Origin of the sequence: Fretibacterium fastidiosum (assembly GCF_964642095.1) — a bacterium.
Classification (GTDB): domain Bacteria; phylum Synergistota; class Synergistia; order Synergistales; family Aminobacteriaceae; genus Fretibacterium; species Fretibacterium fastidiosum.
On sequence record NZ_OZ209244.1, the window covers coordinates 1,676,439 to 1,693,263 of the forward strand.

Consider the following 16,825-nt stretch of genomic DNA (forward strand, 5'->3'; position numbering starts at 1 on the left):
GCGCTTTTAGGAGGGATTTCGATGTCGAAGGTTTACGTCACGCGCATGCTGCCGCGCCCCGTGATGGAGGAGCTGGGCAGGGTGTGCGAGTACGCGGCGAACGAGGAGGACCGTCCGGCCTCGCGCGAGGAGCTTCTGAGCGGGGTGAAGGGTTGTGACGGCGTCATCAGCATGCTGAACGACGCCATCGACGCCGAGGTCATGCAGGCGGCGGGGCCGCAGTGCCGTATCTTGGCCAACTACGCCGTCGGGTACAACAACATCGACCTGGCGGAGGCCCGGAGGCTGGGGATCGCCGTCACCAACACGCCTGGCGTCCTGACGGATGCCACGGCCGACCTGGCGTGGGCGCTGCTCTTTGCGGCGGCACGGCGCGTCCCGGAGGGGGACCGCCTCGTGCGCCACGGGAGCTTCAACTGGGCGCCGGAGTTCATGCTGGGGGCCGACATCACGGGCCGCACCCTGGGGGTGATCGGCGCGGGGCGCATCGGGCTGAACTTCGCCCGGAAGGCCCGCGGCTTTGACATGAAGGTGATCTACGCGGGGCGCCACCGCTCCTCCGAGTTCGAGGCGGAGACGGGAGGAACCTTCGTCACGAAGGAGGAGCTCCTGCGGACGGCGGACTTCGTCTCGCTGCACGTGACGCTGACGCCCGAGACGCGCCACCTGATCGGGGAGCCGGAGCTTGGGATGATGAAGCCGACGGCCATCCTCATCAACGCCTCGCGCGGCCCCGTGGTGGACGAGAAGGCGCTGGTGCGCGCGCTTCGTGAGCGCAGGATCCTGGCGGCGGGGCTGGACGTCTACGAGAACGAGCCGGAGGTGGAGCCGGGGCTCAAGGAGCTGGACAACGTGGTCCTGACGCCCCACGTCGGCACCGCGACGGTGGGCACCCGGACGGAGATGGGCTTCATGGTGGTGCGCAACGTGGCCGCCGCCCTGGCCGGGCAGGAGCCGCCGAACCTCGTGAGGGCGTAGATCGAGAGGGGACGGGCTGCGCCCGTCCCCGTGTATGGACTCAGGTCAGCGGTCGCCTGCGCGGACCGATGAGGGGGCCTGCCGGCACCTCACGCCAGGAAGCCGTTGATGATCTCCTCTTCCGCCTGCTGTTCGGTCAGCCCCAGCGTCATCAGCTTGATCAGCTGTTCGCCCGCGATCTTCCCTATCGCCGCCTCGTGGACCAGCGAGGCGTCCACGTGATGCGCCTCGAGGGAGGGCACGGCGAGGATCGTCCCCTCGTCCATGATGATGGAGTCGCACTCCGTATGGCCCTTGCACGGGGCGTTCCCGACGATGCAGGCGTCAAATCTCTGATAGGATCGGTCCCTGGCGATGGAACGAGAGACGACGTCGGCGCTGCCGCCCTCCTCCTGGAGGGTCACCTTGTAGGTGCTGACCGCGTGCTGCTCTCCGTGGGTCATCAGGCGCTCGCGCACGACCAGCCGCGCGTCCTTCTTCAGCTCGGCAAGGGTGGTTCGGTTGGTGGAATCGACGCCCTTGATCTGCGCCATTTCCATCTCCACGGAGCTGCCCTCCTCCATGTACACCTCCGTGACCGGGTTCAGGATGCGCTTGCCCGTGCCGTCCCCGGAGCCGTAGTGCTTTTCCACGTACTTGACCTTCGCATTTTTGCCGACATAAAACCGGTGAACGCCATCGTGTTCCGAATCCTGCACGCCGCAGTTGTCGATGCCGCACCCCGCGACGATGGTGACGTCGCTGCCCTCGCCGACAAAAAAGTCGTTGTACACCGTCTCCTTCAGCCCGCTCTGGGAGAGGACCACCGGGATGTGGACGCTCTCGCGCCTGGTTCCGGGCTTGATGTGGATGTCGATCCCGCTGCCGTCCTCTTTTGAGACGATGTCGATGTTCGCCGTGTTGTTCCTGCCGGCGAGCCCTCCGTTGGCGCGAACGTTGTAGGCTCCCATCGGGACGTCATGGAGGTCCGCCACCTCGCGAAGCAGACGCTTCTGCACCTCCGTCAGTTTTTCCATCACACGCCCCTCCTCAATCTGCTGCACGGGCCCTGCGCGGCTTCCGTCCCCACCAGGTCCGGAAAGACCTCCGCTTTCGTGCCGTGCCGTTCTATCGTCCCGTCGGTGAGGACCGCGATCTCGTCCGCGATGTTCAGGATGCGCTCCTGGTGGGAGATGATGATGATGGAGCTGTCCCTGATCCCCCTGCGCATGGACTCGAAGATGCGAATGAGGTTTTGAAAGCTCCACAGGTCGATCCCCGCCTCGGGCTCGTCGAACACCGTCAGCCGGGAGTGCTTGGCGAGGACGGTGGCGATCTCGATGCGCTTGAGCTCCCCGCCGGACAGGGAGGCGTTCACCTCCCTGTGGATGTAGTCGTGGGCGCACAGCCCGACCTCCGAGAGGTAGTCGCAGGCGTCCGAGACCGAGAGGTCTTTACCGGAAGCCAGCCGCAGCAGCGCGTGGACCGTGATGCCCTTGAAGCGCACGGGCTGCTGGAAGGCAAAGCCCATCCCCTTCCTTGCGCGCTCCGTTATCCCCATGTTCGTGATGTCGAGGCCGTCCAGGAGGATTTGACCTTCGGTCGGCTTTTCGATCCCGACGATCAGTTTGGCAAGCGTGGATTTCCCGCTTCCGTTTGGACCGGTGATCGCGACAAATTTGTTGTCGTCCACGATAAGGTTCAGGTCGTGGACGATCTCTTTCCTGACCCCGTCGTTGTCGACGGAGAAGGACAGGTTCCGCAGTTCCAACATGACCTCGCCCCCCGCGATAGTCTTTGGATGATAATTATTTTACCGGTTCATTCCAGGACCAACAGCAGGGCCATCTTGAACCGGCCGTCCGCCTTGACGTAGTGCCGTCCATTCTTTTGGAAGCGAAAGTTCTCGCCGGCGCGGAGGGGGTACTCCTTCCCCTCGTACCCGATGATCGCCTTGCCGTCCAGGGCGAAGACCAACGCTTCGCCGGGCGCGGAGTGCTCAGACAAGCCGGTGCCCTCGTCAAAGCTCATCACCACGAACTTCATCTTCGGGGAGCTCAGGAGGTCCAGGTTCACGATCTTGCCGTCCTGATAGGGGATGAGGTCCTTCAGCTCAAAGACTTCCTTGTCCTTCAAAACAGGGTTCATCACGGTCTCCTTTCTCAACGACACCTCGACGTACACGCTGTCTGCTTCGGCCTTGATCCCCACGGGCATCCCCACGGGCGTCACGTAGCCCTGTCCGGCGCCAAGGGGGATTTCCCTTCCCGCCACGACGCACATGCTGCCGTGGACGACCAGCCAGAGCTTGTGGTCCGGATAGCTTTCAGGGCTGATGTCCGTCCCCTCCGCCATGGAAAAGACGAACGTGTCCTGGATGACCTTGCCGGACAGGGTGCAGCCGGGGACGGCAGGGTTCTCCGCTGCAAGGCTGAAGGGGCCAGTCTTCATACGAACGCCTCCCTTTTGTGATTCTTGACTTTTCCAGTATAATACAAAGGGAGTAAGGTTTCCATATCTCGAGATACGGATTCAGTATAGGGAAAAAGGCTGACCCAAATCCACAGGTTGTGACGACTTGATCGAGGCTCAAGCCCGTCGTCGCACAGGTTAAGCCGATTTTGATTTTTCACCCGTCAGGTGCAGCGAAAAACGCGCAAAACCTGTCTCCACCACACGTTAAAAACTTTGCCTACGGTTTTGGGGCTGACCCCCACAGCGCGACGCTCGCGTTTTCCGCTCGCCGCTCAGCCCGTCGTTTGGGAGGCCCTAATACAGGCGCATCATGTCGACCGGCACCCCGTAGGCGATCGAGGTGATCCTGCCGCCTTTGCACTCGATGAGGAAGGCGGAGTTTTGCTCCAGGTAGCCGATGGAGGCGGTTCCGGAGGGGGGCAGCTCGTTCTCGTACTCCAGATATTCCGAGTCGAAGTCCTCGGGGTAGTCGGAGCGGTTCAGGCAGCCTTTGAAGTAGCTTTCCAAAACCTCGGTGCCGGCTCCCACGCGGATCCCGCCGGGGAAGACGATGTCGGGATCTCTTATTTCAATCCCGTAGGGGTGGTACTTTCCGCCCTTCTGTTGAGAGGCCCCCGAGACGGTCGTCCCGTTCTTCTTCCACTCCAGGAACCACAGGTCGTCGATGTCCTTCTCCTCCAGGGGGCAGTACCGGGATGGCTCTGCGGAGGGCTTGTCGTCCCGAATCGTCCTCTCCGCCAGGGAGATGGCCTGTTTCTCCAGGGCCAGGCATCGATTGAAAAACACTTCCGTCCAGTGCTCCGCGGCAACCCCGCGGGACGCGGAGAGGACCAGGCAGGACAGGGCCGCCATCGACAGCAGGCACTTTTGCAGCAGCGAACTCCTCATGACATAACGCCTCCTGAACTCAAAGTCTGTGTTGTCGGCAAAGGGCCGTCACGGCTTAAACTTAACGGCACAGCGCCACTTTGTCAAGATCGCGCTCGTCGTTTCGGGCAAGGCTGAGCGCCACGACACAGCGTTTGGTGGCCGGAGCGGTTGTGTTTTCGGCCCTCCAAAATGGAATTTGCGGTAAGATATATGCAATAGTACGGAGAGGTGCGATCCCACGAAGTCCTGAGGGCGTCGTGCTGAGGTTTAAAATCAGTGCAAAAAGGAAGTGCGCGCATGAAATTCTTTCACCTGTCGGATCTGCACATCGGCCTGAAGCTCATCAACCGGGACCTTCGGGAGGATCAGGAGTACGTCCTTGACCAGATCGTGAGGGCTGCCGGGGAGGTGAGCCCCGACGCCGTCGTCGTCGCCGGAGACATCTATGATAAGGCGATCCCCTCCGTCGAATCGGTGGAGCTCTTCGACCGCTTCGTCTCGAAGCTTGCGGGAGCGGTCCCCACGGCGGAGATCATGATGATCAGCGGCAACCACGACAGCGGCCCGCGGGTCAACCTCTTTCGAAGCGTGCTGCAGCGGCGGGGAATCCACATGGTGGGTCTCCCGCCCCGGACCCCAGAGGATTTCATCGAGAAGGTGGTGCTTTGGGACGAGTTTGGCCCCGTGAACTTCTACCTGCTCCCCTTCGTGAAGCCCTCCATGGTGAGGCTCGTCCTGGATGCGGGCGCAGACGCATCGGGCGGCGGGGATGAGGCTGCGGACGCAACGCCGCGGGGCCTTTCCTACGACGAGGCGCTGCACCGGCTGATCGATCGGGAGACGATCGACCCGGAGCAGCGGAACGTCCTGGTGAGCCACCAGTTCTACCTGCCCTCCGGGGCCGTCCCGTCGGGAGTGGAGCGCATGGACTCCGAGGTGCGCACCGTCGGCGACATCGACGGGGTGAGGTCGGACGTCCTGGAGCGCTTTGACTACGCGGCGCTGGGGCACATGCATAAGCCGATGGAGGTCGGCAACGAGCGCTGCCGCTACTGTGGAACACCTCTGGCCTGTTCCGTAAGCGAGGCGGGGCAGCAAAAGGGCATCATCGTGGTGGAGTTGGGGGAAAAGGGCTCTGTGAAGACCTCCGTCCTGCCCCTGACCCCGCTCCGCGAGGTCCGCGTCATAACCGGCGCCTTTTCCGAGGTCCTGGGCCAGGGGTGCGAGGACTACGTGACGGTGGTCCTGACGGACAAGGAGGACCTGGACGTCCTCGACATGCAGGATCGCCTTCGCGCCTGTTTCCCGAACCTCCTCGAAATCCGGCGGGAGCTCCCGCAACGGGCGGGCGACCGTGCCGGGCGGGGGGCGGCGGAGGCGGAGATGAGCCCCTTTGAGCTTTGTGGCTCCTTTCTGAAAGAACAGTGGGGCGGCAGGGAGCTGGACGAGGAGGAGCGCTCGCTCCTTCAGGATGTGATCAACAGCGTTCAGGAGGCGCACTGAGATGAGACCGCTGACACTCACCATGAGGGCGTTTGGCTCCTACAACAAGGAGACGACGGTGGACTTCACCCGGCCGAACCAAAAGCTCTTCCTCATCACCGGGGACACCGGCGCGGGCAAGACCACGATCTTTGACGCCATCGTCTTCGCCCTCTACGGGGAAACGAGCGCAAGCGGCAGGAGCGGGGGCAGGCGGCAGGGCGAGGACCTGCAGAGTCAGTTCGCGGACCTGGATACCGAGCCCTTCGTGAAGTTGACCTTCTCGGAGGTCCACGGTGGAGAGAAGAGGCACTACACCGTGACCCGCACCCCTCGCTGCCACCAGTCGCTGAAACAGAAGGCCGGCTCCAGGCCCAAGGGGGAGACCGTCTCCCTCTCGATGCCGGACGGCCTGGTGTACACCGGGAATCTGCGGGAGACGAACCAGAAGATCGGAGAGATCGTCGGGCTGACGAAGGAGCAGTTCATGCAGGTGGCCATGATCGCCCAGGGGGAGTTCATGGAGCTGCTCTGCGCTGGAGCGGACAAGAAGAAGGACATCTTTCGGAAGCTCTTCCGCACCCGGCTCTATCAGGACGTCGTGGATGAGTTGAAACGCCGGTTGGACGATGCGGCCAAACGGGTGACGGAGATCCGCAGCGCCTTTCAGGCCGAGGCGGGACACGTCGTGATCCCGGAGGAGCTCGATGGCATGGAGCGGCTGAAGGAGATACGCTCTCGCCTCCTGACCTCCGAGGGAGGGACGGTCATGGACATGGAGGCCCTTCTGGCGGAGCTCAGCGCCCTCTGCAGCAGGCTCAAGGAAGGAGCTGCCCTCGCTGCGTCGGAGCGGTACGAGGCGGGCAGGCGGCGGGACGAGGCGCGCGACGCCTACACCGGGGCTCAGGACCTCGCACGGGCCTTTGAGGAGCTGGAGAGGTCGGAGAGGGCGCTTGCCGAATGTGAGGCCGAGGAGGGGCGAATTCAGGAGGCAGGCCGCTTGATGATCCAGATCAACGCTGCCTGCGAGATTCAGCCCCTGCATCAGAGGATGGGCGACGCGGAGAAGGCCGCGGCGGAGACGGAGAGAAAGCTGGCGGATTTGAAGGGGTCCCTTCCGGACCTCAACCTGGACCGCCAGCGGGCGGAGGCCTCCGAGGCAGAGGCCCGGTCCGTCCAGGCGGCGGGGATCGAGGAGTTCACGCGAGTGTCCGAGCGCGTGAGCAGGGCGCTTCAAGTGCTGGAGCGGATCCGCGCCACAACGGAGAGGTTCGAGGAGTGGCGCGCTGCGCTCAGCGCGGCGGAGATGACCTCGCTCCAGGCCAAAGACGCTCTGATGAATTTCGAGGCCAGGGAAGCGGCGTGGCGGGCGCGGGAGAAGGAGCTGGAGGGTGCGGACCTGCGCCTGGCGCACTGGGAGGTCCGACGAAGGGAGGCGGAGGACCTCATGGTGGAGGTGTCCCTGGCGGAGGACGCCGGACGGGACGCCCAACGGCAGAGGGCGGAGACGGAGCGGCTGCAGGGGGAGTATGCCTCCGTCAGGGAGGAGTACAACCGCAAGAGGGACGAGTACGTCCGAAGACAGGAGGAGTTCCTGGACGCCCAGGCCGGGTTCATCGCCTGGGAAAAGCTGAGGCCGGGCGAGCCCTGTCCCGTGTGCGGCTCCCTGGATCACCCGCGCCCCTGCCTGCTGCCGGAGGGCAGCCGGGATTTGACCCGGGAGGTCGTCGATGCGCTGGCCGAGGAGGTCGCGAGCCTGCAGCAGGACCTGACGAAGCGCTCCACGGCGTCGGGCTCCGCCCTGAGCCTCCTGGAGGAGAAGGAAAGGACCTTGAAGGGGGCCTTGGCACGCCTGCAGGAGCGCCTGGCAAGGAGCGTTCCGGAGGCGTCGGAAGCGCCGAGCCTGGATCAGGTGCGGGCGCTGTTGGAAAGCTGGAGGGCCGGGATCCGGGCGGAAGGGGTTGCGCTTCAGGAGGGCGCGCAGGCTTTGAGCCGCATCAAGGAGTCCCTGAAGAGCGTGGACGAACAGCGGCAGGCACTGACGATCGCCGTCGATCAGGCGGTTCGGACGGCTCATCAGGCGGAGAGCGCCCTCGCCGCCGCCGAGGCGGAGCTCAGGGGCCTCGAAGGGCAGCGGGACTACGCGACCGTGGCGGACGCGCAGTCGGCCCTCGACGAGGCCAGGGTCGCGAAGCGGAAGGCGGACTCGACCTTCGAGGCCGCTCGCGAGGCGGCGCAGGCGGCGCGGAGCTCGCTGGAGAACGCGGAGGCTGCGATCGCCCGGTTCGCGGAGGAACTGCCCCTTCAGAGGGAGGAGGCGGAGCGGCGCAGACAGGCCTACGAGGCGCTCATGGACGAGAAGAAGCTGTCCGAGGCGGATTGGATGGAGACCGTTCGCCGGTACGGTCGGGAAGACGTGGGCGAGCTGCTGGATGAGGTGGAGGCGCACCGCAAGAAAAAGGCGGCTGCGGAGGGCGCGCGCGACGCGGCCCTGAAGGCCGTGAACGGACGTGAGAAGCCCGTCATGGAAGACCTGGAAAGAGCCAGGGACAAGGCGGAAGAGGAACTGGAAAAGGCCCGGGCCGCCTGGGCGCGACTCGACAGGGCCTTTGAGGCGGACGACGCCGCCCTCTGCGCCCTGTCGCCGAGGATGGAGGAGCGGAAGCAAGTTGCGCGGGAGCACGCCCGGCTCAACGGGCTGCACCGGGGGCTGGGGGGCAGGGAGTCGGGTGCCCGCATGGACATTGAGACCTTCGTGCAGCGGCACTACCTGCAGCGAATCCTGCACGCGGCGAACACCCGCTTTCAGGACATGACCGCGGGGCAGTTCGAGCTCCGCCTGGTGCAGGAGGACCAGGCGGGGGAGGGGAGGAATCAGGGGCTGGACCTCGTGGTCTATTCCTCCGTCACCGGCAGGGAACGGAGGGTCTGGACGCTCTCCGGCGGCGAGTCCTTCGTGGCGGCCCTCTCGCTGGCTCTGGGGATGGCGGACCTGATCCAGGAGAGCGCCTCGTCGATCAGCCTGGATATGATCTTCATCGACGAGGGCTTCGGCTCCCTGGACGACCGAACGCGAAATCAGGCGGTCAGGGTGTTGCAGCGGATAGCGGGCAGCCGCCTCATCGGCATCATCTCCCACGTGACGGAGCTGAAGCAGGAGATCGAGGACCAGCTGATCGTCAGCAAGGACTCGGAGGGCAGTCGGGTCCGTTGGCAGATCAGCTGACGGGCTGCTGGTGGAGAGGAGGCTTCAGCCTGGCGTGCGCGTCGGGGGCCGTCGCTGCGCGGGGCCGGGGCGGTCGGCGTGGACGGACCCCCGACGCAGGGCCTATGCTCCCCGAAGACAGCGTCGGATCGCGAGGGCGACGCCGCCCTCCTGGTTGGACCTCGTGATGAAGTCCGCCGCGCGCTTGACCCCCTCCGGGGCGTTGGCCATGGCGACGCTGACGCCCGCCGTCCTGAACAGGGCCAGGTCGTTTTCGGAGTCGCCGCAGGCCATGCTTGCCGACAGCGGAACGTTCATGAGCTCCATGAGGCGCGACAGCCCGCTGCCCTTGTCGACGCCCGCCCGGTTGAACTCCCAGTTGTGGTTGCCGCCGCAGACGTAGGTGATCTCCGGGTGGGCGGCCAGGATGCGCTCCGCCTCCTCCCGCCCCGGAAGGGCGTCGCCCTGCCGGCAGAAGTTGATGGTGACCTTCTGGACGCGAAGCGCCTCGCGCTCAATGCGCCCCAGAAGGTCGCTTTCGTAGATGCGCGTGCGCCTGATGTAGGCCTTGGCGCTTTCCGGCAGGACGGTTCGCTCCAGGAGGTCCCGACGGTCCTCGCGGGCGTAGGCGTCCCCGTCGACGAAGACGTCGTAGTAGAGGTTCAGGGGTTCCAGGTCGCGCAGGACGCCCAGCGCGGTCCGGGTGTCCATGCAGTCGTCGAAGAGGAGCTTTCGGTCCGGCAGCGTGTAGACGGCGGCACCGTTGACCGTGAGCGCGCAGTTCACCCCGAGGGGTGCCACCTCCTCTACGGGCACGCCGCAGTAGGGGCGCCCCGTCGAGATGATGACCGTGACGCCCTGGTCCGAGGCCTCGCGGATGGCTGCGGCGTCCTCGCGCGATATCTCGCCTCTCTCGTTGAACAGCGTCCCGTCGAGGTCGAGGGCGATCAGCCTGACGGCGGGCAGGGGCTCCTCGCGATCGGACAGGAGGAGGGGAGCCGACGGGCCTCCCCCCTCCTGCGCCCTGTCCGCCCTATTCAACGGTGACGCTCTTGGCCAGGTTCCTGGGCTTATCGACGTCCAGCCCCCGCGCGCAGGCCAGGTAATAGCCCAGGAGCTGCAGCGGGATCACGGCGAGGCTCGAGGTGAAGTGCTTGTCCGTCTGGGGCAGAAGGAAGACGAGGTCCGCGTCGTCCCTGAGGGCGTCGTTCCCGCGGTTGGTGACGCCCAGGAGCCACGCGCCGCGGCTCTTGACCTCCATCAGGTTGCTGGCGGTCTTCTTGTAGAGCTCGCACTGCGTCATGAGCCCGACCACCAGGACGCCCGGCTCGATCAGGCTGATGGGGCCGTGTTTCATCTCGCCGGCCGCGCAGGCTTCGGAGTGGACGTAGCTGATCTCCTTCATCTTGAGGCTGCCCTCCATGGCCAGCGCGTAGTCCAGCCCGCGCCCCAAGAAGAAGGCGTCGCGCGCGTCCTTGAAGCGCTCCGCCACGTTCTTGATGCGCTCTTTCTCGTCCAACACCGCGTCGATCTTCTCCGGCAGAGTCTCCAGCTCGCGCAGCAGGTCGCGGTAGCGGATGGCGGAGATCGTGCCCCGGACGTTCGCGAAGTGGATGGCCAGGAGGTAACAGGCGATCAGCTGGGCGCTGTAGGCCTTGGTCGTCGCCACGGCGATCTCGGGCCCCGCCAACGTGTAGAACACGCTGTCCGCCTCCCGCGCGATGGTGCTGCCCAGCACGTTGACGATGGCCAGCGTCCTGATCCCGTTCTCCTGGGCCAGGCGCATGGCGGCCAGGGTATCCGCCGTCTCGCCCGATTGGCTGATGACGATGGCCAGAGCGGAAGGGGCCAGCGGGATTTTGCGGTAGCGAAACTCGGAGGCCAGCTCCACGCGCACGGGGAGTTTCGTCAGGTCCTCCAGGACGTACTGGGCCGCGACGCCCGCGTGGTAGGCGGAGCCGCAGGCCAGGATGTAGACTTGACTGAAGTTTCTGATCGCGTCGTCCGTCAGGCCCGTGGCGCTCATGTCCAGCCGCGTTCCCTCCTTCAGCGCGGAGCGGAGGGTGTCCCTCACGGCGCGGCCCTGCTCGTGGATCTCCTTCATCATGAAGTGCTCGAAGCCGCCCTTCTCCGCGGCCTGAGCGTCCCACTTGATCTCCGTGGACATCTTGCTCAGGGGGGCGCCGTCCTTGTCGTAGAAGCGGATGTCCCCCTTGCAGATCTCGACGATCTCCATGTTGCCGATGTAGTACACCGTCCGGGTGTGCTGGAGGATGGCCGAGACGTCGGAGGCCAGAAAGGACTCGCCGTCGCCCCTGCCCACGATGAGGGGGTTGTCCTTGCGCACGCCCCACACGGCGTTGGGAAACTCCCTGAACATGAGGACAAAGCAGTAGGAGCCGCGGATGCGCTTCATCGCCTTCGTGAGGGCCGCGATGGGGTTGTTTCCGCTTTTTTTATAGTAAAGGTCGATGAGTTTGACGGCCACCTCCGTGTCGGTCTGGGAGTAGAACGTGTACCCGTTCCTGAGCAGGTCTTCCCTCAACTCCTGGTAGTTCTCCACGATGCCGTTGTGGACCGCCACGACGGTCATGTCGTCGCTCCAGTGCGGGTGGGCGTTCTCCTCCGAGGGGACGCCGTGGGTCGCCCAGCGCGTGTGCCCGATGCCGCAGGTTCCGGACAGCGCCCTGCCGGAGTTGATTCGCCCCGCCAGGGCCTTCAGCCGCCCCTTCGCCTTGACGACCTTCACGTCCTCACCGTCGCGGACGGCCAGCCCGGCGGAGTCGTAGCCCCGGTACTCGAGCTTCTCCAGTCCATCCAACAGAACGGGTGAGGCCTGTCTGCTCCCGCTGTAACCAAGAATGCCGCACATAGAAATGCCCCCAGTCAATCGAGATCGGGCGCCCTGTGGCGCTAACGTTGGACCCAGCCGCTTGTGCGCCCTGTTGCCCCGGCGCGTTCTCTCATTATATCCAAATTGTCCCTGAAACAGGAGGAAAATTCTCGGGACCGCCCCAAAGAGCGGCCTCGATTTCGAGGGAGTGGGGTGTGGGGAGGTTCACGCCTCCGCGGCGGCGTGGGCTTTCAGCCAGCCCAGGATGAGCTCCATCGCCCTGTCCCGCTCCGGCCCGTGGAGGAGGTCGTGCCAGGCGCCCTCCAGGATGGTCAGCGTCCCGTCCGGCGAGGCGGAACGGACCCGGAGGTTCTCCGCGGACGCGGGTGGCACGATGCGGTCCTCCGAGCCGTGGAGGGCCAGGAAGGGCAGCCGGTGGGCGGGGAGCGCAGCCGTGAGGTCGTCCATGCCCTTCACGAAGACCTCGACGAGCAGCCGGTTGACGAAGGCGTGGAGCACCCAGGGGTCTCTCTCGTACTCGTGCCGCGCCGCCTCGTCCGGGGTCAGGAGGTCCTCCCCGACGGAGGGGGAGCAGCGCATCAGCAGGCGCTGTACCTGAGGGCGCCGGAAGTTTCGATAGCGCCCCGTCTCCAGGGTGGGCGCTCCGATCAGGACCTGCCCGGATATCCCTTCGGGCCGCTGGACGCCAAGCAGGAGGGAGAGGAGCCCTCCCATGCTGTACCCGACGGTAAAGAGCGGGCCGGGCCGCTCCGCCAGGGCGGCGTCCGCCATGAGGCGCACGTCCTTCACCAACAGCCGGTAGTCCCGGACGTCGGCCCGCGCCCCGCCAGAGCGGCCGTGCCCCCGCAGGTCAAAGCGCGTCACGCGCCACCCTGCGGTGGCCATCGCGGCCGATGCGGCGTCGAACCGCCGGCAGTGTCCTCCCAGCCCGTGGAGGAGGAGAACGCTTCCCAACGCTGCCCCTGGAGCTTCGTCCGTACAGCGGTAGAGCTCCGTCCCGTCGAAGGATCGAATCAACGCCTCATGCATTGCCCCTCAACCTCCCGATTGAAATTGCATTTGACAGTACGGCTTTTTATGTTATATTAACATAGTTCCTTTGCGGGCTTGTAGCTCAGTGGATAGAGCGACGGCCTCCTAAGCCGTAGGTCGGCAGTTCGAATCTGCCCAAGCTCGCCATATAGGGATTGCAGGGGTTTACAGGGGAAAAGCAGCAAAAATAAAGAAAATAGGCCGTCGCTCATGGGGAGCTTTGCAGTGCAAAGATTCCTGTCACCTCGCTTCCAAAATGTCCGTTTTTCCATTCGGGAGAAACGGCTTTTTGTCTTTTACCGTGTAATTATAACAGTCCATCTGGAAGGGGCGTGTAAGCGACAAAGTGGACACACAATTGGTGATGGAGACGGCGGAAGAAGCGTACCTCAATGAGGGGGATTTGCATTGAATGATAAGAGTCTGCTCAGCGTCACAGAAGTTGCAGCGATTATGGAGCTGGGGAGAAGCCAGATTCTGAGGTTGTGCAATCAACACCGTTTGTATGGAGCCCAGAAGATCGGCAACACGTGGGTTATTCCCCGGTCGTCTGTCGAGGCATACGAGCCCGGCCCCCAAGGGTTTGCTGCCGTATGGGGGCGCCGCAAGGTGGAGCGGGCGGCTTTGCGAGAGGAAATCGAGGTCGCGATCTCGGTGGCCAAGGGGGAGGAGGGGTAGGGATGATTCAAGCTGTGGCAGCGAAGAGGAAGAGCCTGTATCGCCAACTCCAAAACCTGACCGAGGAGGACTTGGACAGGGTGAGCCATTATGCGGCATTCCTGCAATACCTGGAAGCCCAGGAAGACGAGGAGGATATCGTATGGATCGAGGCCCACAAGGACGACCCGACGGTTCCCCTGGCGGACGCGCTTAAAGCCCTGGGGCTTGACTGAATTTTACGATGCTTTATGCCCTTGAGGTCAAAAAGAATGTCCTGAAAGCAATAGCCCGCCTCGATTCGAGCGTCCAACGGCAAATCATCGAAGTTTTGAAAGGCCTTGTGTCCTGTCCTTATCCAAGTGGGAGCCGCAAGATACAGGGACGAGCTGATACCTGGCGCGTCCGGGTCGGGAAGTTTCGGGTCGTCTATGAAGTGCATGACGAGCGTCTTGTCATCTGTGTTGTCCGAGTTGCACACAGAAAAGATGTCTACAAAAACCTTTAGCGAGCGCTTGGGCAAATCCGCCCATACGCGGATAGTGAATTTTCTGAGCGCCCTGTCCTCCGCACCCTATCCACGAGAAAAGAGGGCGGCCCTGACCGGTCAGTTCTCGGGGTATTGGCGCTACCACGTGGGAGACTACCGGCTGATCTGCGATCCGGGACGGGGAGCTTGTCGTCCTCGTCCTGAAGGTCGGCCACAGGAGAGGGCGTCCTAAACGTGGACGCCCTTTTTGCTTGGCGGAGCTCCTCCCTCAAACCTTCCTCACCCTGTGGCGTCCGGGGGGCCAACCTCTCGGCTCGACGGAAGTCCAGAAACAGGAGGACAAGTTTTTGCATTGCAGGGGTCCCCTTAGCCGGTCTCGCCGGGCTCTTCATTCCTGCTGGATGCCGGGTTTGTCCTTTGCCCTGCGCTCAGCGCGTCCGACGCCCTCCTCGCCCTCCGGGGGCCGATGGACGACGTCGGCGATTGAGATGAGCTGGCGTCGCCGCGGGCAGCCCTCGATGTGGTCGTTGACCACCCCGCAGGACTGGAGGTGCGAGTAGACCGTCACTGCCCCAAGGAACTTGAAGCCGCGCGCCTTCAGGTCCCGGCTGACGGCTGCGGACAGGGCGTTGCTGGCGGGGATGTTCCCCGCCTGGTGTCCGTCGTAGAGGATCGTCCTGCCCTCGGTGAAAGCCCACAGGTACTCGCTGAAGCTGCCGAACTCCTCCCGCACCTTCTGGAAGCAGCGGGCGTTGTCGATGATGGCCTGGATCTTGCGCGTGGCCCGGATCATGCCGGGAGTCTCCATGGCGCGGGCCACGTCCTCTCCGGTGAAGGCCGCCAGGCGGTTCCAGTCGAAGCCCGCAAGGCATTGGCGAAAGACCTCGCGCTTCTGCAGCACCGTGTTCCAGCTCAGCCCGCACTGCATGACCTCCATCATCAGGTGCTCAAAGTGCTTCCCGTCCTCGTGGACGGGGACGCCCCACTCCGTGTCGTGGTAGCGGCGCATCTCCGAGTTCATCAGGGCCCAGGGGCAGCAGCCCGTCTCCATCGCACCGTCCGTCGTGCTCACTTGCGTTTCGCCTCCTCGTCGTACCCGTTCTGTCATACGGTGAGGATGACCCACCGTTCAGGCGTCGCCTCCGAGCATCGCGCTCAGGGCCTCCTGCGCCTGTTCGTAACTTTGAAACCGGATGGCCTGCATCCCGAAGTCCCGCGCCCCCTGGACGTTGGGCTCCAGGTCGTCGATGAAGACGCATCGGCCCGGCGTCAGGGCGTATCGCTCACAGAGGGCGGCGTAGATGGCCCGGTCCGGCTTCAGGAGCTTCACGTCGCAGGAGAAGACGCCGCCGTCCAGGGCGGGCAGGAAGTCCAGCACGCCGGGGTTGGCGTCCATGATGAGGCGCGAGTAGTTGGAGAGGAAGAGGACGCGCCGGCCCGTCGACTTGACCGATTGAATCCACGGGACGGCGTAGTCCAGCCGGCTCACGCAGCCCCCCACGTGCTCCATGAGCGTGCGGATCTCGCCCTCCCGGCGGGGCGCACCGGCGATGAAGCCCTCGACGATCGACTCCGTGCTCAGCACGCCCCGGTCCAACTCGTCCCACAGTCCCGTCCCCCAGAGCGCCTCGTTGATCTCCTGGATGGCCCTCTCGTCCCGGACCCAGCGATGGACGTAGCCGTTCCAGTCGAAGTTCGCCAGCACCCCTCCGATGTCGAAGATCACCGTGTCGATCGCAGCCGTACTCATCGTCTCACGTCCCCGTCCGCATAGATTTTTGAACGCAGTATAACACGACGTCCCGACGGACGTCAGGCTCGAAATAACGAGCCGGATACGGTACAATAATTTAAAAGGGAGTTTTATCCGCGTCCTGTGGGGGCGCGGCACCGTCGTCGTTCTTAATCTTGGATTGGGAAACTTGAATAAAGAAAGGAGCTGGTTCAAATGACCGTCGTCATGAAGGGGGCCGAGGTTGCGGTCGGGATGAAGGAGGCGCTCCTGGCGGAGCACGCGGAGCTGAAGGGGATGGGCGTGGATCCGAAGCTGGCCATCGTGAGGGTGGGGGCCAGAGGGGACGACCTGGCCTACGAGCGCGGAGCCCTGAAGCGCTTTGCCGGGCTGGGCATCACGACGCAGGTGTACGAGTTGCCGGAGGACATCGAGCAGGCGGATTTCGACGCGGAGTTCGGGAAGGTCAACGCGGACCCGAAGGTCCACGGCATCCTCCTGTTTCGCCCGCTTCCAGGCGGCCTGAGCGACGAGGCGGCGCGCCGGACCATTGACCCCCGCAAGGACGTGGATGGAATGAGCCCCATCAGCTCGGCCATGGTCTTTGCGGGCGCGAGGGACGGCTTTGCCCCCTGCACGCCGGGCGCGGTGATGGAGATGCTGGCGCACTACGAGGTGGACCTCAAGGGAAAGAACGTGACCCTCGTGGGGCGCAGCATGGTGGTGGGGCGCCCGCTGGCGATGCTGATGCTGGCAGCGAACGCCACGGTGACGATCTGCCACACGAAGACCGTGGACATGCCGGCCGTCTGCCGTCGCGCGGACATCGTGGTCGCCGCGGCGGGGAAGGCGGGCATGATCGGCGCGGACTGCGTGACGGACAGGAGCATCGTCGTGGACGTGGGCATCAACGTGGGGCCGGACGGCAAGCTCTGCGGCGACGTGGACTTTGAGGCCGTGTCGTCCATCGTCAGCATGGTGAGCCCCGTGCCGGGTGGCGTGGGGGCCGTAACGACGTCCGTCCTGGCCAGAAACACGCTGCGGGCCGCACGGCTTTTGACGAAACGCTGA

16 protein-coding genes and 1 tRNA gene are annotated in these 16,825 nt (G+C 64.5%); 8 read left to right on the forward strand and 9 right to left on the reverse strand.

Features of this window, described 5'->3' with window-relative positions:
- The first annotated feature begins 21 nt into the window (after positions 1–21).
- Positions 22–978, forward strand: a complete 957-nt coding sequence (locus ACK28C_RS07430; protein ID WP_015556359.1) for a D-glycerate dehydrogenase — start codon at positions 22–24, stop codon at positions 976–978.
- 89 nt (positions 979–1,067) lie between these two features.
- Here the strand turns inward: ACK28C_RS07430 and ACK28C_RS07435 are convergent, their stop codons facing one another.
- The 4 genes from ACK28C_RS07435 to ACK28C_RS07450 form a co-directional block, all read right to left on the reverse strand.
- Complete coding sequence (locus ACK28C_RS07435) at positions 1,068–1,994, reverse strand: SufD family Fe-S cluster assembly protein (protein WP_015556358.1); 927 nt, start codon at positions 1,992–1,994, stop codon at positions 1,068–1,070.
- On the reverse strand, positions 1,994–2,731 hold the full coding sequence (locus tag ACK28C_RS07440; protein ID WP_015556357.1) for an ABC transporter ATP-binding protein: 738 nt from the start codon (positions 2,729–2,731) through the stop codon (positions 1,994–1,996). Before ACK28C_RS07440 ends, ACK28C_RS07435 begins: the two co-directional genes overlap by 1 nt.
- 47 nt (positions 2,732–2,778) lie before the next feature.
- Positions 2,779–3,408 carry a cupin domain-containing protein gene (locus ACK28C_RS07445; RefSeq protein ID WP_015556356.1) on the reverse strand — a complete coding sequence of 210 codons (630 nt, stop codon included), beginning with the start codon at positions 3,406–3,408 and terminating at the stop codon, positions 2,779–2,781.
- Positions 3,409–3,726: 318 nt separating this feature from the next.
- Complete coding sequence (locus ACK28C_RS07450; protein ID WP_015556355.1) at positions 3,727–4,320, reverse strand: hypothetical protein; 594 nt, start codon at positions 4,318–4,320, stop codon at positions 3,727–3,729.
- A gap of 279 nt (positions 4,321–4,599) precedes the next feature.
- Between ACK28C_RS07450 and ACK28C_RS07455 the strand changes: the two genes are divergently transcribed.
- Entirely contained in the window at positions 4,600–5,805 is a 1,206-nt protein-coding gene (locus tag ACK28C_RS07455) for an exonuclease SbcCD subunit D (protein WP_015556354.1), read from the forward strand.
- Between the two features lies 1 nt (position 5,806).
- A complete protein-coding gene (locus ACK28C_RS07460) occupies positions 5,807–9,010 on the forward strand; it encodes an AAA family ATPase (RefSeq protein WP_015556353.1) in 3,204 nt (1,067 codons plus the stop codon).
- A gap of 102 nt (positions 9,011–9,112) precedes the next feature.
- Here the strand turns inward: ACK28C_RS07460 and ACK28C_RS07465 are convergent, their stop codons facing one another.
- The 3 genes from ACK28C_RS07465 to ACK28C_RS07475 all read right to left on the reverse strand — a co-directional run bounded on the left by ACK28C_RS07465 (position 9,113) and on the right by ACK28C_RS07475 (position 12,872).
- Positions 9,113–10,030, reverse strand: a complete 918-nt coding sequence (locus ACK28C_RS07465) for a Cof-type HAD-IIB family hydrolase (RefSeq protein ID WP_208872889.1) — start codon at positions 10,028–10,030, stop codon at positions 9,113–9,115.
- Positions 10,023–11,810, reverse strand: coding sequence for a glutamine--fructose-6-phosphate transaminase (isomerizing) (gene glmS / locus ACK28C_RS07470; RefSeq protein WP_409152008.1), 1,788 nt, complete (start codon positions 11,808–11,810; stop codon positions 10,023–10,025). The genes ACK28C_RS07465 and glmS overlap by 8 nt, the downstream gene beginning before the upstream one ends.
- Before the next feature lie 237 nt (positions 11,811–12,047).
- Positions 12,048–12,872 carry an alpha/beta fold hydrolase gene (locus ACK28C_RS07475; protein WP_015556352.1) on the reverse strand — a complete coding sequence of 275 codons (825 nt, stop codon included), beginning with the start codon at positions 12,870–12,872 and terminating at the stop codon, positions 12,048–12,050.
- Positions 12,873–12,946: 74 nt separating this feature from the next.
- Between ACK28C_RS07475 and ACK28C_RS07480 the strand changes: the two genes are divergently transcribed.
- The 4 genes from ACK28C_RS07480 (at position 12,947) to ACK28C_RS07495 (ending at position 14,040) form a co-directional block, all read left to right on the forward strand.
- A tRNA-Arg gene (locus ACK28C_RS07480) sits at positions 12,947–13,022 on the forward strand.
- A 261-nt stretch (positions 13,023–13,283) separates the two neighbouring features.
- Positions 13,284–13,553, forward strand: a complete 270-nt coding sequence (locus tag ACK28C_RS07485) for a helix-turn-helix domain-containing protein (protein ID WP_208872885.1) — start codon at positions 13,284–13,286, stop codon at positions 13,551–13,553.
- 2 nt (positions 13,554–13,555) lie between these two features.
- Positions 13,556–13,768, forward strand: coding sequence for a hypothetical protein (locus tag ACK28C_RS07490; protein WP_015556351.1), 213 nt, complete (start codon positions 13,556–13,558; stop codon positions 13,766–13,768).
- A gap of 8 nt (positions 13,769–13,776) precedes the next feature.
- On the forward strand, positions 13,777–14,040 hold the full coding sequence (locus ACK28C_RS07495; protein WP_208872883.1) for a type II toxin-antitoxin system RelE/ParE family toxin: 264 nt from the start codon (positions 13,777–13,779) through the stop codon (positions 14,038–14,040).
- A gap of 370 nt (positions 14,041–14,410) precedes the next feature.
- Here ACK28C_RS07495 and ACK28C_RS07500 read toward each other — a convergent pair whose 3' ends face one another.
- Together ACK28C_RS07500 and ACK28C_RS07505 are read right to left on the reverse strand one after the other, a co-directional pair.
- The gene (locus ACK28C_RS07500; RefSeq protein ID WP_208872881.1) at positions 14,411–15,094 is read right to left on the reverse strand and encodes a DNA-3-methyladenine glycosylase I; all 684 of its coding nucleotides are present in this window, start codon (positions 15,092–15,094) and stop codon (positions 14,411–14,413) included.
- Positions 15,095–15,151: 57 nt separating this feature from the next.
- Complete coding sequence (locus ACK28C_RS07505) at positions 15,152–15,772, reverse strand: HAD family phosphatase (protein WP_015556350.1); 621 nt, start codon at positions 15,770–15,772, stop codon at positions 15,152–15,154.
- A gap of 198 nt (positions 15,773–15,970) precedes the next feature.
- Here ACK28C_RS07505 and ACK28C_RS07510 point away from each other — a divergent pair, with 198 nt between their 5' ends.
- On the forward strand, positions 15,971–16,825 hold the full coding sequence (locus tag ACK28C_RS07510) for a bifunctional 5,10-methylenetetrahydrofolate dehydrogenase/5,10-methenyltetrahydrofolate cyclohydrolase (protein ID WP_015556349.1): 855 nt from the start codon (positions 15,971–15,973) through the stop codon (positions 16,823–16,825).